Raw genomic sequence first — 13,440 nt, 5'->3', positions numbered from 1 at the left:
GAGCAAGTATGCGGGTTTTGATTACGGGCGCTTCGGGCGGTATCGGAGCCGCGTGCGTGCGGCGCTTTTTGGACGAGGGCCACGAGGTCGTGGGCTTTGATCTGCTGCCGGCGGTGATCGAACACGAGCGCTACCGCCATCTGATTGTTGATGTCCGCGAGCCGGGCTCGTTTCCAGGCGACCTTGAACCCCAAGTGATCGTGAACGTTGCGGGTACGCAGGATTCGGTCGACGATATCGCCGCCAACCTGTGTGGCACCATCAACGTGACCGAGCGCTACGCCTTTGTGGGGGAGGGGCTTGCTGCCAAGCCGGCGCCCGCTATCAAATCCGTGGTCAATGTGGGGTCGGCGAGCGGGCATACGGGATCGGAGTTTCCCGCCTATGCTGCCAGCAAGGGCGGCGTTATCGCCTACACCAAGAACCTTGCAAACCGCCTGGCACCGCAGGCCATCGCCAACAGTGTGGACCCGGGTGGCGTTATCACGCCGCTCAATCGTTGCGTGATGGAAGACGAACACCTGTGGAACCAGATTATGGAGCTTACGCCGCTTAAACGCTGGGCAACCGCCCAAGAGATCGCCGAGTGGATCTACTTTGTGGGCGTGACCAACCGGTTTATGACCGGGCAGAGCCTGCTCATTGATGGCGGCGAGGCCGGCCGCACACAATTTATTTGGCCCGAATAGGAAACGCGCCCGATGGAAAGCCGTCGGGCGCGTTTTTGATGTATCGATTTTTAGCCGAGACAAGTCCAGTTGACGGGGGTCGAGCCGTGCTGTTCGAGTAGCCGATTGGCTGCCGAGAAGGGTCGCGACCCCATAAAAGCGGGGAGTTCTGCCGTGGCACGGTTGGCCGAAAGCGGCGAGGGGTGCGTGGAGGCAAGGCAGAACTTGCCGGTTGTTTTGCCCGCGTCGATTGCGGCGAGCTTGCCCTCAACCATCTGCTGGGCAAAGCGGCCCCATGCCAAAAAGACTACCGGTTGGGGTAGCTGGCAGCAGCGTTCGATAACGTAGTCGGTGAGCGTACTCCAGCCCAGCTTGGCGTGTGAGTTCGCGGCATGCTCGCGCACGGTAAGCGTAGTGTTGAGGAGCAGGACGCCCTGTTGTGCCCATGGCGTCAGATCTCCCGTGGCGGGAATGGGACAACTCAGATCGGCTTTGAGTTCCTTATAGATGTTGCGCAGGCTTGGCGGCAGCTTGGTTTGCGTCGCGGGGACCGAGAACGATAACCCCATGGCCTGGTTGGGCCCGTGATAAGGATCTTGGCCCAAGATGACAACTTTGACCTGGTCGGCCGGCGTGTAGGCGAGGGCATTGAGGATGTCGTCTTGTGCCGGGTAGATGGTCTGCTCGGCACGCAAAAGGGCGATGCGCTCGAGCAGCTGGTTCGTAGTGTCACGTACCGGCTGCGGCGCATCGTCCAACCAAGTTGCTATGTTGCGGTCACGAGTTGCGGTGTCCATGGAGCTCCTTTATGGCAAATGCTATGTTGGCATCTATTGTAAAGGCGCACCGGTTGCCTTTATGCCGCGGCTGTATGAGGGGCGGGGTCTACGAGACGTGCTCGATGCATTCGCGGCGCATGGGCTGTCGCCGCACGTGACGAGCGAGGTGACCGACGACTACACCATCATGGCGATGGTGGAGGAGGGTCTAGGCGTGAGTATGCTCTACCGTCGTACTGTGGAGGGCATGCGGGCCGATATTCGCGTACGTCCCATCGTGCACGCCCCCTCACGCGACGTAGTGGCGGCCTGGCGCAGCTGGGACACCATGCCTATCGCCACGAGGCGCTTTATCGACTATATGAGCTCGCATATTGTCAATTAATGACTGGCGTGGCGTTGAGTGCGGTGTTTAGCAGGCTGTCGCTTTGGCTTGGGTAGCGCGATGGGTGCGTGCCGGGTGGCAGAGTAGTACCGCCACGACCATAAAGAACGCCGTGGTGCCCAGGCTGATGGGGTAGACCATCATGATGTTCGCAAAGGTGCGGAAGTGCGGGAACACGCAGAATACCCAATAGAAGCGGATGCCGCAGACGCAGATCATGGTGATAAGGGCGGGTATGAGCGAGATACCAAAGCCGCGCAGGTAGCCGGACATGTTCTCGTAGAACATGCTAAAGGCATACGCAGGGAAGATCGAGCACACGCGGATATAGCCGATCGAGACGATGTTGGGATCGCTGTTGAACAACGACAAGATCTCGCGCCCCAGGCCGACAATAACAATAATCGTGGTGAGCGCGACGATACCGCCTTCGACCAGGCAGACCTTAAGGGTCTTGGTGCAGCGGTCGATCTGACGGGCACCGTGGTTTTGCCCCACAAAGGTGGTGCAAGCCTGGCTAAAGCTGTTGAGCAGGTTGTAGCACACGTACTCCAGGCTCATGGCGGCGCTCGAGGCCGCCATGACCTCGGTGCCCAGGCTGTTGATGGCGGACTGGATGATGATGTTGGCGACGGCAAAGACGGCGCTTTGGATGCCGGCGGGCAGGCCGATCTTGACGATGCGCTTGAGGGCGACGGGGTCGATAGAAAGGTCGCGCGGGGTGACGCGGACGACGGAGTCGGTCTTGAGCAGGCGGATAAAGAGTGTAGCGGCGCTGACGGTGTAGGCGATGACGGTGGCGATGGCGACACCCGCGACGCCCCAGTGGAGTACGGGGACAAAGATGAGGTCCAGGCCAATGTTGAGGACGGTGGACACGGCAAGCGCTTGCAGCGGCATGCGGGTGATGCCGACGGAGCGGAAGATCGCGGCCTCAAAGTTGTAGAGCAAGATTGAGGGCATGCTGAGCAAAAAGACGCGTAGATAGAGCGAAGCGAGCGGCATGGTTTCGGAGGGAACGTTGAGCGCGGCGAGCATGGGCTCGGCAAAGATCTCGCCCAGAGCGATGACGACAAAGCCCACGAGCGCCATTAAAATCGAGGTATGGACGGCGCGTTTGACCATATTCTGATCGTTGCGGCCGATAGCGTTGGCGATGACCACGTTGGAGCCAAGCGACATGCCAATAAACAGGTTGAGCATAAGGCTGGTAAGCGGAACATTGGAGCCGACTGCCGCCATGGCGAGGGTTCCCTGGTCGCCCGAGAAGTTACCGATAATGACCGTGGCGATGAGGTTTGACAGCTGCTCCAAGATGCTCGTGGCGGCCACGGGCAAGGCGAACAGGGGGATATTGCGCCACAGTGAGCCGGTGGTCATGTCGATGTGCTTAGATGCGGTATCAGCCATACGCTCTCAATCTCTAACGTGCTATTTCGTGCTTATTTGCGCAGACGATGATACTCCTAATCACCTAGTCATTGGGGGCGTTCTTAAACGACTAGTCATTCAAGAACGTCCCCAATGACTAGGTGGGGAAGGCGTGCGACAATGGTGTACGTTGTGTTGTTCGCGCTAAGGAGTTGCCATGTTGTTGTGTCCCGTTTGCCATGAGCCGTTGGTGGACGACGAGCGCGGTGCTGCATGCGCGGGCGGACACCGGTTTGACCGTGCGCGCGAGGGTTATCTATATCTGCTACGTTCGTCCAAGAGCGGCGACTCCATGGGCGATCCCAAGTCGCAGGCACGCAGCCGTCGTGACTTTTTGAACCGTGGCTACTATGCGCCGCTGCGCGATGCAATGGTCGAGCTGGTGCGCAAACGGGTTTCTGGGCGTGCTGCGTCTACAGGCGGTCCCATGACGCTGCTCGATATTTGCTGCGGCGAGGGTTACTACACCAGCGCCATGGGCGCGGTGCCGGGCGTGGACGCTTATGGCTTTGACCTGGGCAAAGAAATGGTACGCCTGGCCGCCAGGCGCGGCGATGCGACCTATTTTGTGGCCAACATGAAAGACATCCCAGTGGCCGATGGCGCCTTCGATATGGTGACCGAGCTCTTTGCTCCCTTTAACGAGCGCGAGTTTGCCCGCGTGTTGGCGCCGGAGGGTTCGCTCTACACCGTGGTGCCGGGTGCCCGTCATCTCTTTGGGCTCAAGGAGGTGCTCTACGACACGCCGTACCTCAACGACGAAAAGCTTCCGAAGACGATGGAGCTTAAACTGGTCGGCACACAGCGGGTGTCCGCGAATATTACGCTCCAGACCCAGGCCGACATCGAGGCGGTGTTCCAGATGACGCCGTACTACTACCGCACACGCCCTACCGACAAAGAGCGCCTGGCAAACCTGGACACCCTTAAAACCGACATCGACTTCATCATTGCCGAGTACCGCCACAGCTAACCAACCTGCCAAAAAGGGACAGGTTTATTTTGGCAGGTTTTATCTGGGCAAATGTAAAGGGCCGACCGCGTTACTGCGCGATCGGCCCATGTTAGTTGCTTGGCTGCAGGGGTTATGAGAAGCGAGTGCCTACAGGCGGTCCTTGTTCTCGGCCTTAACGGCGTGCGCCTGCTGAACAAAGAACAGGTCGTAGACCACGATGACAAAGGCGCCGATATTGACGGCGCTGCCGCCGAGTGCGGGAAGCGTGAGCACGGCCTGCGCAATCGTGGCGATTGCGGCAACGATGCCGAGCTTAAACGCGCTATCCACCTGCGAGGGCTTGTTGGCGCCCTTGATGCCCGCAACACCTGCGGAAAGATCGACAATGCCCTTGACGACAAGCACGACCGCGGCGAGCATGGCGTTCGACCCGTACGTGGAATCGAGGCTGCCCCTGGCGATACCGATACCGGCGATGACGAGGCTGGCGATGCCCAAAACAAAGTAGATGAGGGCAAGGATTTTGAGAGTCTTGCGAGCGGAGCTCATGGCTGGTCCTTTCGATACGAGTACGCCGATCTGGCGTAGCCCATGTGCTGCACATATGGTGAAGCACATTGTAGTTCAACGCAGCGATGTGTGCGCCTGAAAGCGCCTTGAGCCCGCGCAGCCCAATTCGACCTTTCAAAAAGGAAAGCTGGACGTAAGCCAAATCGATGGCAGCTCATGTGCGGCGCTGCGATGATGAGACCGTAACAAGGAGCTGTTCTTAAGGAGGAGCCATGATGTACGGAGCAGGGCGAGTGCATGAGCCGCGGTCGTTGGGAAGGCGCATGGGCGATTCTGTGATCGCTGCCGTGTGCACGGGATTGATGGCGGTGCTTTGCATTGGGATGCTGTGGGCCATGTCGCATGTGGGACAATAGCGGACGGTTGGGTGCTGGCATAAACGGCGCTCACGTATTCATTTTGCTTGTTAAGGAGTACCCATGGGCGTCGTCGATCCCTTTTCTGTTGCTCGGGCCGCGGGGCTTGAGCTGATCGGGAAGTCCGCGGGCCTCACGCTCACCGACGGCACGATGGAGTTGCGTGCCGATTTTGTCCGCATGCTGCCACGGCTCAAACAGGGTCGTCTGCAGCAAGAGCTGTTGGTAAAGGCTGCGCGCGCAAAAGGCGTCGAGCGCCCATGGGCGATTGATGCCACGGCAGGCTTTGGCGAGGATTCGCTGCTGCTGGCGGCTGCGGGCTTTACCGTCGATCTGTATGAGCAGGATTGCGTGATCGCGGCGCTCCTCAAGGATGCCTTGGATCGCGCGGCAGATGATCCGGCGCTTGCGACTGCCGTGGCCCGCATGCGCTTACATGCGGGCGAGGACAGCATTGCCGGCCTTCACCATATAACTGAGTTGATCGGGCAGGGCGAGCTCACCGCTCCCGACGTGGTGTATCTGGACCCCATGTTTCCCGAGCGCACAAAGAGCGCGGCGGTTAAAAAGAAGTTCCAACTCTTGCATCATCTGGAACAGCCGTGTGCCGATGAGGAGACGCTGGTCGAAGCTGCGCTTGAGGTGCGCCCGCGCAAGGTCGTTATCAAGCGGCCGGTGAAGGGGCCGCTGCTTGCCGGCGTTAAGCCGAGCTATCAACTTGCGGGCAAGGCCGTTCGTTACGATGTTTTGGTGCCGCCGCGCCCGTAGCTTGCGTGCGATGGTTGGCGCTCGGTCAGTGTCGTGCCGATGCGGGGTCTATTTCCAAGGGTGCGACGTCAGGTGCCAGCCGCCGCAGTATTCGCATTTGTAGCAGGCCAAACCACGCCGCCCGCGGCTTTCGCAGTCGGCCATAACGGCCTCGGCCTCGGCGCGTGTGCCGTAACGGTTTTTGCGCTCGCACGACTTGTAGCGCCAGGCTTCATCGCGCTCGGCGTCCAGGGCGTCGCGGCGCTCGTCCTCGCGCGCAAACAGGTCGCTCATAGCGCCGCCGGTGGCAGCGCCCAAAAACTCGCTTTTGGCCTTTGACCAGGCGGCTCGCTTTTTGCTTCCCATCTGCTTCTCGCCCCTCTTCAAACGCTGGTATCATTGCTCAATCAAAGTGATACCAATAAACGTGAGGTCGCTGCGTGATGATCAGAAAAACCCTCGATACCGACATTCCCGCCGTCATGGCTATCTATGACGCGGCCCGTGCCTTTATGCGCGCGCATGGCAACGCCACGCAGTGGCCCGAGGGCACGCCTTCTGCCGAGCAGCTGGCTGCCGATATCGCCGCCGGTGGTAGCTATGTGTGCGAAGTCGACGGCCGCGTGGTGGCGACGTTTGCCTTTTTACCGGGCCCGGACGAGTGCTATGACGTAATTGAGGACGGGCAATGGCGTAGCGACACTCCGTACGCCGTGCTGCACCGTGTGGCGTCCGACGGCTCCGTGCACGGTATCGCGGCTGCGATGTTCGCCTTTGCCAAAGAGCGTGCCGACCATCTGCGTATCGATACGCATCGGGACAACCTGCCCATGCAGGGCGCGAGTATTAAAGCGGGGTTTGAGCGTGCCGGCGTCGTGTATGTGTCGGACGGCACGCCGCGTGTTGCGTTTGACTGGCTGCGCGAGGCATAAGAGCGGGGGCGCGTATCTACGCTCCTTGTAAGCGAAAATGGCCCCGGGTGGGGCCATTTTTGATCGCTGCGCTGTTTTGCAAGGTGGTAGATGTCGCTCGCTGTCGGCTCTAAGGCACCTACGCTCGGGGCAGCTCGCTTCCGCAGTGGCAACACTTGATCGCGCCTTCGTGCACCTCTTCCAGGCAATACGGACAGACGGGCGCCGGTGCGGCTTCCTCGGCGGTGGCACCGGCGAGCCTGTCGCCGATTTCCTGCGCCTTGTTGAATGCCTTGACGATGGCAAAGACGATTGCCGCCACAATCAAAAAATTGATGCACGAGCCGATAAAGGCGCCAAAGTCGATATTAGTGCCCGGCACCACCAGCCCCGAGATCTCGGTAGCGCTACCGCCGGCAATCACGGAGATAAGCGGGTTGATGATGTTATCGGTAAGTGAGGTCACGATGGCGGTGAATGCGCCGCCGATAATCACGCCGACGGCCATGTCCATCACGTTGCCGCGATTGATGAATTCCTTGAACTCGTTGAGCAATGTCTTCATGGTGACTCCTCGCTGTTGTGGGGTTCGCGTTGTTGCCGCCCCGGATGAGCTCGGGCAGGCAAAAAGGGGAGGTGCCGGCTTTCGCAAGGCGCGAACCTACGAAAATCGCCGCACGGCAACGCGGGGCGATGAGCTCGGTCGGGGGATAGGGCCCGCTTCGCCCGCCGGCCCGTAAATTGTATCATCCAGTGTGGAACGAGAGCGCCCGTTTCCGCGTGCGACGGGCTTGCAATAAGAGGAGAGCCATGTCGAAGCAAGCGGTCGTTGGAATCTTGGCGCATGTCGATGCTGGCAAGACCACGCTGGCCGAGGCCATGTTGTTCGATGCGGGTCGCATTCGTAAGCGCGGCCGCGTGGACGATGGCGATTCGCATCTGGACACTAACGCGATCGAGCGCGAGCGCGGCATTACGATTTTCTCGTCGCTGGCCGTGCTCGACCACGGTGATACCCGCGTCATGCTCGTGGATGCACCGGGGCATGTCGATTTTTCTGCCGAGGCGGAGCGCACGCTGCGCGCACTCGACTACGCGATTTTAGTTGTGGGCGCCAACGACGGCGTGCAGGGGCACACCGAAACCCTGTGGCGCCTGCTTGCACGCTATGACATTCCGACGTTCATCTATATCAACAAAATCGATTTGGAGAATCCCGGCCGCGATGTTTTGCTGGCACAACTTGGGCGGCGTCTTTCCGAAGGCTGCCTGGATGCCAACGAACTGCTGGAGGGCGGCGCCGTTCAGGAGGACGCTGCTGCGTTGGACGAGGCGGCGCTCGAGGAGTTTCTTGAGGCAGGTGAGCTTTCCGTCGCAACGCTGTCGCGCATGGTTGCCGAGCGCAAGCTCTTTCCCTGCTTTGCCGGCTCGGCGCTCAAGGACCAGGGCGTGAGCGAGCTGCTGGATGGCATATGCGTGCTGATGCGCGAACAGATATGGCTTCCGGAGTTTGCCGCGCGCGTCTATCGTGTCAGCCGCGGGGATCGCGGCGAGCGTTTGGCATGGGTTAAAGTGACCGGCGGCACGCTGTGTGCAAAACAGATGATCAGCGGACGTTCCGGTGCCGAGGCATGGGAGCAGAAGGTCGATCAGGTGCGCATCTATAACGGCGAAAAGTATGAGCTTGCCCAAGAAGTTGCTGCTGGCGGTATTTGTGCCGTGACGGGTCTTGCGCACGTTCGCCCAGGGGACGCCTTGGGTGCGGAGCCCGTGTGTGATGCGCCCGTCATCGCTCCGGTCCTCACCTATACGGTGCTTCCGGGCGAACACGATGTCCATGCGGTGTTTAAAGCGCTGACTGAGTTGGCGGACGAAGACCCCATGCTCGGCGTAAGCTGGAATACTCATCTGGAGCAGATTCACCTGCAGCTGATGGGCGCCGTGCAACTCGAGGTCGTGCAGCGGGTGTTGGCCGATCGCTTTGGCCTTTCGATTTCGTTTGAGCCCGGCGGCATTCTCTATAAGGAGACCATTTCGCAGCCGGTCGAGGGCGTGGGCCACTTTGAGCCACTGCGCCACTATGCCGAGGTGCATCTGAGCCTGGAGCCGTTGCCGGCGGGTTCGGGCGTGCAGTTTGGCACCGTGACTTCGACCGACGAGCTCGATCTTAACTGGCAGCGCCTGGCGCTCACAAACGCCATGGAGCGAGGTCACCTGGGCGTGCTGACCGGCTCGCCCATCACCGATGTGCGCATTACGCTCACGGGCGGCCGCGCGCATGCCAAACACACCGAGGGCGGCGACTTTCGCCAGGCCACGTACCGCGCGATTCGCCAGGGGCTCATGCAGGCGCGTGAGGCTGGCGCGGCGGTGCTGTTGGAGCCGTGGTATCGCTTTGAGCTCGAGGTGCCGGGGGAGTGTGTGGGCAGGGCGTTGTCAGACGCCACGCGTATGGGAGCCGACTACGAGCCGCCGACGATGGCGGGCGAACGGGCAAAGCTTGTGGGTCGCGTGCCGGCATCTGAGGTGCAGGATTATGCGCTGGAGGTGGCCGCTTACACGAGCGGTCGCGGGCATCTGTACCTGGAGTTTGCCGGCTATGCGGCATGCCATGATGCCGAGCGCGTCATCGAGACTGTCGCCTATGAGCCCGAGGCCGATCTACCCAACACGCCCGACTCGGTCTTTTGCTCTCACGGCGCTGGCTACACGGTCAAGTGGTACGACGTCCCCGAGGCAGCCCACGTAAAGGTCGATCCCGCCACCTTCCGCCCCTGGCGAGCGGCGGACGTCGAGTTTTTCGGCCATAGGTGATAGAGGGTCAGTCTCTTTGTCGCATCCTGTTGGTATAACTCGGTATAAGTTGGTATAACTGTTACCAGGGTTTGCCAATCCGAGGAGGCCGACATGAATCCAAATCCCTTTAAGCCCACGGCTGGCAAGCGGCCTCCGATACTCATCGGCCGCGAGTCGGTCATCGAAGATTTCGAGGAAGGGCTCGATAACGGCGCCGGAGCGCCGGGCAGGCTCATGCTCATTACGGGAAACCGCGGCTGTGGCAAAACAGTTCTCTTGCGGGAGCTGCAGCGTTTAGCTAGCGAGCGCGGATGGGCGGTTGTCTCCGATTCCGCCTCGCTTGGCCTATGCGACCGCTTGGCCGACGCGCTTCGCTCGAATAAACCCGTTGTGACGTCAATGGAGTTTGGTCCGTCGTTTGGCCGAATGTCGGTCGAGGCGGCGCGGGCAAAAGGCGAGACGTTGCGCGGGTTAGTCAACGAACGCCTCAAGAAACTCGGGCCGGGAAAGGGCTTACTGTTTGCGATTGACGAGGCCCAATCGGCATCTATCGAGGAGCTGGCGGCGCTGGCCGTTCTCTATCAGCAGGTGCTCGGAGACCAGGATGCTACGGGCTTGCCCGATAGCGACCAGCGCGGTCTTGCGCTGGTTTTTGCCGGCTTGCCCAGCATGGTTGATGACTTGCTCGAAGAGCCGAGCGTAACGTTTTTGCGCCGCGCCCAGCAGCGTACGCTGGGGGCGATTTCTTTGCCCAAAGTGCGCGATTCATATATCCAGACGGTCAAAGGCACTGGTCTTTGCGTTGATGCGGAGACGGCGGACCTTGCGGCGCGCAAGAGCATGGGGTATCCCTATATGGTTCAGCTGGTGGGATATTACATGTGGAGGTCTGCTGTCCGGCGTGACTCGCGGGTCATTGAAGTGTGCGATGTCGAGGCTGGCTACGCCGATGCCACCTCCGAGTTCTATGAAGCAGTGGACGCTCCTTTGTATTACGGGTTGCGCAGTCCGCAGCGCCTCTTTATCGAGGCCATGGCGGCTGATGGGGGCAAGCCGACGCGCATGGCTGACATCATTGAGCGCTGCGACCGCACCCAAAGCTGGGCGAGTAAATATCGCGCAAGCCTGATTCGCGAGCGCGTCATCGAGGCTGCCGGATACGGCCTCGTCCGGTTTACCGTGCCCATGCTGGGCGAATACATTCGCGACCGCGTTTTATGGCATGAGTAGGGTGATAAAGGTGACGGAACAGAAGATGAGCCCGCAGGCTATAGAGGTACGTGGCGCGCGTGTGCACAACCTCAAGGACATCGATATCGATATTCCGCTGGGAAAGCTCGTGGGTATTGCTGGCGTATCGGGTTCGGGCAAGAGTTCGCTGGCACTGGGCGTTCTTTACGCCGAGGGCTCGCGTCGCTACCTGGAGGCGCTTAGCACCTATACCCGCCGCCGTCTGACGCAGGCCGAACATGCCCAGGTGGACGAGGTGCTGCACGTACCGGCGGCGCTCGCATTGCATCAGCGCCCCAGCGTGCCGGGTGTGCGCTCGACCTTTGGTACCATGACCGAGCTCAACAATAGCCTGCGTCTGCTCTTTAGCCGTTGCGCCCATCACGTGTGTCCGCACTGCGGGGCGCGCGTGGAGCCGAGCCTTAACGTGGCCGCGGGCCTGTCGCTCACGTGCCCCGAGTGCGGCCGTGAGTTCTACGCGCCGGGTGCCGAGGACCTTGCCTTTAACAGCGGCGGCGCGTGTCCCACCTGCGGCGGCACCGGTGTCATGCGCGAGGTGGACGAGGCGAGCCTGGTGCCCGACGAGTCCAAGACCATCAACGAAGGCGCGGTGCTTCCCTGGGGCACGCTCATGTGGGATCTGATGAAGCAAGTGGCAGGCGAGATAGGTGTGCGTACCGACGTGCCGTTTAACCGGCTCACGCCTCAAGAGCGCGACATTGTGTTCCACGGCCCGGCGGTTAAGAAGCACATTCTCTACGTTCCCAAAAACGGCGAGGGCGCCACGCCGCTCGACTTTACCTATTACAACGCCGTCTATACCGTCGAGAACGCGCTCGCCAAGGTTAAGGACGACAAGGGCTTAAAACGCGTGGCGCGCTTTTTGCGCGAGGGGCCATGTCGTGACTGTGGCGGCACGCGCCTCTCCGAGGCTGCGCGCCAGCCCCAGGTGCGCGGTATCAATCTGGCGCAGGCCGCGGCCATGACGCTTGGTGATGCGGTTGAGTGGGTGCACGGGGTGCCCGCATCCTTGCCGGCCGAGATGCGGCCCATGGCGGCGGATATCTGCGATTCGTTTTTGAGCGTGGCCCGTCGCCTGGTCGATCTGGGTCTCGACTACCTTTCGCTTGATCGCGCCGGTGCCACGCTCTCCACGGGCGAGCGTCAGCGCGTGCAGCTCGCCCGCGTGGTGCGCAACCGATCGACGGGCGTGCTCTATGTGTTGGACGAGCCTTCGATTGGCTTGCATCCCGCCAATGTCGACGGCTTGGTGGGCGTGATGCGCGATCTGGTGGATGACGGCAACACCGTGGTTGTTGTCGACCACGATACACGTGTGCTGGTGGAAGCCGACTATCTGGTCGAGATGGGCCCCGTTGCCGGAGCAGGCGGCGGTAATGTGATTGCCGCTGGCACGGTGGACGAGGTCGAACAATCGCAGGGCAGCCGCATCGCCCCGTTTTTGCGCGCAGACCCCAAGCGTATGCGTCCGCAGGTGACTGACGAGGAACTGTTCGATCAGGGCCACATCCGCATGGCAACCGATGCCATCCATACCGTCAAACCGCTCGAAGTCGATATACCGCGCGGTCGCCTTGTCGCGGTGACGGGCGTTTCGGGTTCGGGTAAGACGACGTTGGTGCTCGAGACACTCATCCCGGCGCTTAAGGCCCAGGCAGCTGGCGAGCGCCTGCCAAGCCATGTGCGCTGGGTCGACGCTGAGGGCATCGCACGCGCAAACCTGATTGACGCTACACCTATCGGCGCCAACGTGCGCTCGACGGTAGCGACCTATGCCGACATCCATGATGAGCTGCGTCGCGCTTTCGCCCGTACGCCCGAGGCCAAGGCAGCCGGCTACAAGGCGGGTGCCTTTAGCTACAACACTGGCGCCTTGCGCTGCCCTACATGCGATGGCACGGGCTCGATATCGCTCGACGTGCAATTTTTGCCCGACGTCGAGATCGTCTGCCCAGCATGTCGAGGCTCGCGTTATGCAGACACGGCTTCGCATATCCATCGCGAGGGCAAGGACGGGAGCAAGCTTACGTTGCCGCAGCTCATGGACATGAGCGTGGACGAGGCTCTCGACGCCACGGTGGGGCTCAAGAAGGTTCAGGCGCGCTTGCTGACCTTGCACGACCTGGGCTTGGGCTATCTTACACTCGGTGAGCCCACGCCGGCGCTTTCGGGCGGCGAGGCGCAGCGTTTAAAGCTTGCGAGCGAGATGGGCCGCGTGCAGGACGATGCCGTATTCGTATTCGACGAGCCCACGATCGGCCTGCATCCGCTCGACGTTCAGGTGCTGCTGAACGTGTTTGACGGCCTCGTCGCCAAGGGCGCCACGGTTATCGTGATCGAGCACGATCTCGACCTTATCCGCAATGCCGATTATGTGATCGACATGGGGCCGGGCGGTGGCGATGCGGGCGGGCAAGTCGTCTGCGCCGGTACGCCGGCGGATATCGCTGCTTGCTCCAAGAGCATTACTGGCCGCTACCTATAGGCAAAGCGACAAAGGGGCAGCCCTTTGTCGCTTTGATGCCAAAACCAATTTCTCAAGGGTTAGAGGGTTTGAAAATCTACCATTTCTACCCCGTCTCCAAATGGCA

At 60.8% G+C, this 13,440-nt stretch carries 13 protein-coding genes; 8 read left to right on the top strand and 5 right to left on the bottom strand.

All coding sequences use genetic code 11. The features are described from left to right. Positions 1-8 precede the first annotated feature (8 nt). On the top strand, positions 9-689 hold the full coding sequence (locus ACTNB2_RS07185) for an SDR family NAD(P)-dependent oxidoreductase (RefSeq protein WP_427747520.1): 681 nt from the start codon (positions 9-11) through the stop codon (positions 687-689). Between the two features lie 50 nt (positions 690-739). Here ACTNB2_RS07185 and ACTNB2_RS07180 read toward each other — a convergent pair whose 3' ends face one another. Further along, a complete protein-coding gene (locus ACTNB2_RS07180; RefSeq protein ID WP_154516983.1) occupies positions 740-1,465 on the bottom strand; it encodes a uracil-DNA glycosylase in 726 nt (241 codons plus the stop codon). Here ACTNB2_RS07180 and ACTNB2_RS07175 point away from each other — a divergent pair. Further along, positions 1,371-1,832 (top strand): LysR family transcriptional regulator substrate-binding protein, encoded by a 462-nt coding sequence (locus ACTNB2_RS07175; RefSeq protein ID WP_441044886.1) that lies wholly within the window; start codon positions 1,371-1,373, stop codon positions 1,830-1,832. The genes ACTNB2_RS07180 and ACTNB2_RS07175 overlap by 95 nt on opposite strands. A gap of 27 nt (positions 1,833-1,859) precedes the next feature. On the opposite strand, the gene ACTNB2_RS07170 is transcribed toward ACTNB2_RS07175, so the two are convergent. Then, positions 1,860-3,242, bottom strand: a complete 1,383-nt coding sequence (locus tag ACTNB2_RS07170) for an MATE family efflux transporter (RefSeq protein WP_441041817.1) — start codon at positions 3,240-3,242, stop codon at positions 1,860-1,862. Between the two features lie 178 nt (positions 3,243-3,420). Here ACTNB2_RS07170 and ACTNB2_RS07165 point away from each other — a divergent pair, with 178 nt between their 5' ends. Continuing rightward, on the top strand, positions 3,421-4,236 hold the full coding sequence (locus tag ACTNB2_RS07165) for a putative RNA methyltransferase (protein ID WP_441041819.1): 816 nt from the start codon (positions 3,421-3,423) through the stop codon (positions 4,234-4,236). 129 nt (positions 4,237-4,365) lie between these two features. Here ACTNB2_RS07165 and ACTNB2_RS07160 read toward each other — a convergent pair whose 3' ends face one another. Further along, the gene (locus tag ACTNB2_RS07160; protein WP_427728325.1) at positions 4,366-4,767 is read right to left on the bottom strand and encodes a hypothetical protein; all 402 of its coding nucleotides are present in this window, start codon (positions 4,765-4,767) and stop codon (positions 4,366-4,368) included. A 440-nt stretch (positions 4,768-5,207) separates the two neighbouring features. Here ACTNB2_RS07160 and ACTNB2_RS07155 point away from each other — a divergent pair, with 440 nt between their 5' ends. Then, on the top strand, positions 5,208-5,912 hold the full coding sequence (locus tag ACTNB2_RS07155; protein WP_441044885.1) for a class I SAM-dependent methyltransferase: 705 nt from the start codon (positions 5,208-5,210) through the stop codon (positions 5,910-5,912). Between the two features lie 48 nt (positions 5,913-5,960). Here ACTNB2_RS07155 and ACTNB2_RS07150 read toward each other — a convergent pair whose 3' ends face one another. After that, on the bottom strand, positions 5,961-6,257 hold the full coding sequence (locus ACTNB2_RS07150; protein ID WP_441016539.1) for a hypothetical protein: 297 nt from the start codon (positions 6,255-6,257) through the stop codon (positions 5,961-5,963). Between the two features lie 77 nt (positions 6,258-6,334). Between ACTNB2_RS07150 and ACTNB2_RS07145 the strand changes: the two genes are divergently transcribed. After that, complete coding sequence (locus ACTNB2_RS07145) at positions 6,335-6,823, top strand: N-acetyltransferase (RefSeq protein ID WP_441044884.1); 489 nt, start codon at positions 6,335-6,337, stop codon at positions 6,821-6,823. A gap of 118 nt (positions 6,824-6,941) precedes the next feature. Here ACTNB2_RS07145 and mscL read toward each other — a convergent pair whose 3' ends face one another. Beyond that, positions 6,942-7,367, bottom strand: coding sequence for a large conductance mechanosensitive channel protein MscL (gene mscL / locus ACTNB2_RS07140; protein ID WP_441044883.1), 426 nt, complete (start codon positions 7,365-7,367; stop codon positions 6,942-6,944). A gap of 245 nt (positions 7,368-7,612) precedes the next feature. Between mscL and ACTNB2_RS07135 the strand changes: the two genes are divergently transcribed. The 3 genes from ACTNB2_RS07135 to ACTNB2_RS07125 all read left to right on the top strand — a co-directional run bounded on the left by ACTNB2_RS07135 (position 7,613) and on the right by ACTNB2_RS07125 (position 13,334). Then, the gene (locus ACTNB2_RS07135) at positions 7,613-9,616 is read left to right on the top strand and encodes a GTP-binding protein (protein WP_441044882.1); all 2,004 of its coding nucleotides are present in this window, start codon (positions 7,613-7,615) and stop codon (positions 9,614-9,616) included. A gap of 93 nt (positions 9,617-9,709) precedes the next feature. Further along, positions 9,710-10,828 (top strand): AAA family ATPase, encoded by a 1,119-nt coding sequence (locus ACTNB2_RS07130; protein ID WP_441044881.1) that lies wholly within the window; start codon positions 9,710-9,712, stop codon positions 10,826-10,828. Further along, on the top strand, positions 10,821-13,334 hold the full coding sequence (locus ACTNB2_RS07125) for an excinuclease ABC subunit UvrA (protein ID WP_441044880.1): 2,514 nt from the start codon (positions 10,821-10,823) through the stop codon (positions 13,332-13,334). The genes ACTNB2_RS07130 and ACTNB2_RS07125 overlap by 8 nt, the downstream gene beginning before the upstream one ends. The last annotated feature ends 106 nt before the right edge of the window (positions 13,335-13,440 follow it).

The sequence above is a fragment of the Collinsella sp. HCP28S3_G2 genome, assembly GCF_052065125.1.
Taxonomy (GTDB): Bacteria; Actinomycetota; Coriobacteriia; order Coriobacteriales; family Coriobacteriaceae; genus Collinsella.
The sequence above is the reverse complement of the archived record's forward strand: the minus strand, read 5'-3'. Positions and strand labels throughout refer to the sequence as shown.

Excerpts from the sequence above, each read along its gene's own strand:
- ACTNB2_RS07125 (WP_441044880.1), top strand. The coding sequence starts at position 10,821 with ATGAGTAGGGTGATAAAGGTGACGGAACAGAAGATGAGCCCGCAGGCT.
- ACTNB2_RS07175 (WP_441044886.1), top strand. The coding sequence starts at position 1,371 with ATGCGCTCGAGCAGCTGGTTCGTAGTGTCACGTACCGGCTGCGGCGCA.
- ACTNB2_RS07135 (WP_441044882.1), top strand. The coding sequence starts at position 7,613 with ATGTCGAAGCAAGCGGTCGTTGGAATCTTGGCGCATGTCGATGCTGGC.
- mscL (WP_441044883.1), bottom strand. The coding sequence starts at position 7,367 with ATGAAGACATTGCTCAACGAGTTCAAGGAATTCATCAATCGCGGCAAC.
- ACTNB2_RS07145 (WP_441044884.1), top strand. The coding sequence starts at position 6,335 with ATGATCAGAAAAACCCTCGATACCGACATTCCCGCCGTCATGGCTATC.
- ACTNB2_RS07130 (WP_441044881.1), top strand. The coding sequence starts at position 9,710 with ATGAATCCAAATCCCTTTAAGCCCACGGCTGGCAAGCGGCCTCCGATA.
- ACTNB2_RS07160 (WP_427728325.1), bottom strand. The coding sequence starts at position 4,767 with ATGAGCTCCGCTCGCAAGACTCTCAAAATCCTTGCCCTCATCTACTTT.
- ACTNB2_RS07165 (WP_441041819.1), top strand. The coding sequence starts at position 3,421 with ATGTTGTTGTGTCCCGTTTGCCATGAGCCGTTGGTGGACGACGAGCGC.
- ACTNB2_RS07150 (WP_441016539.1), bottom strand. The coding sequence starts at position 6,257 with ATGGGAAGCAAAAAGCGAGCCGCCTGGTCAAAGGCCAAAAGCGAGTTT.
- ACTNB2_RS07180 (WP_154516983.1), bottom strand. The coding sequence starts at position 1,465 with ATGGACACCGCAACTCGTGACCGCAACATAGCAACTTGGTTGGACGAT.
- ACTNB2_RS07170 (WP_441041817.1), bottom strand. The coding sequence starts at position 3,242 with ATGGCTGATACCGCATCTAAGCACATCGACATGACCACCGGCTCACTG.
- ACTNB2_RS07155 (WP_441044885.1), top strand. The coding sequence starts at position 5,208 with ATGGGCGTCGTCGATCCCTTTTCTGTTGCTCGGGCCGCGGGGCTTGAG.
- ACTNB2_RS07185 (WP_427747520.1), top strand. The coding sequence starts at position 9 with ATGCGGGTTTTGATTACGGGCGCTTCGGGCGGTATCGGAGCCGCGTGC.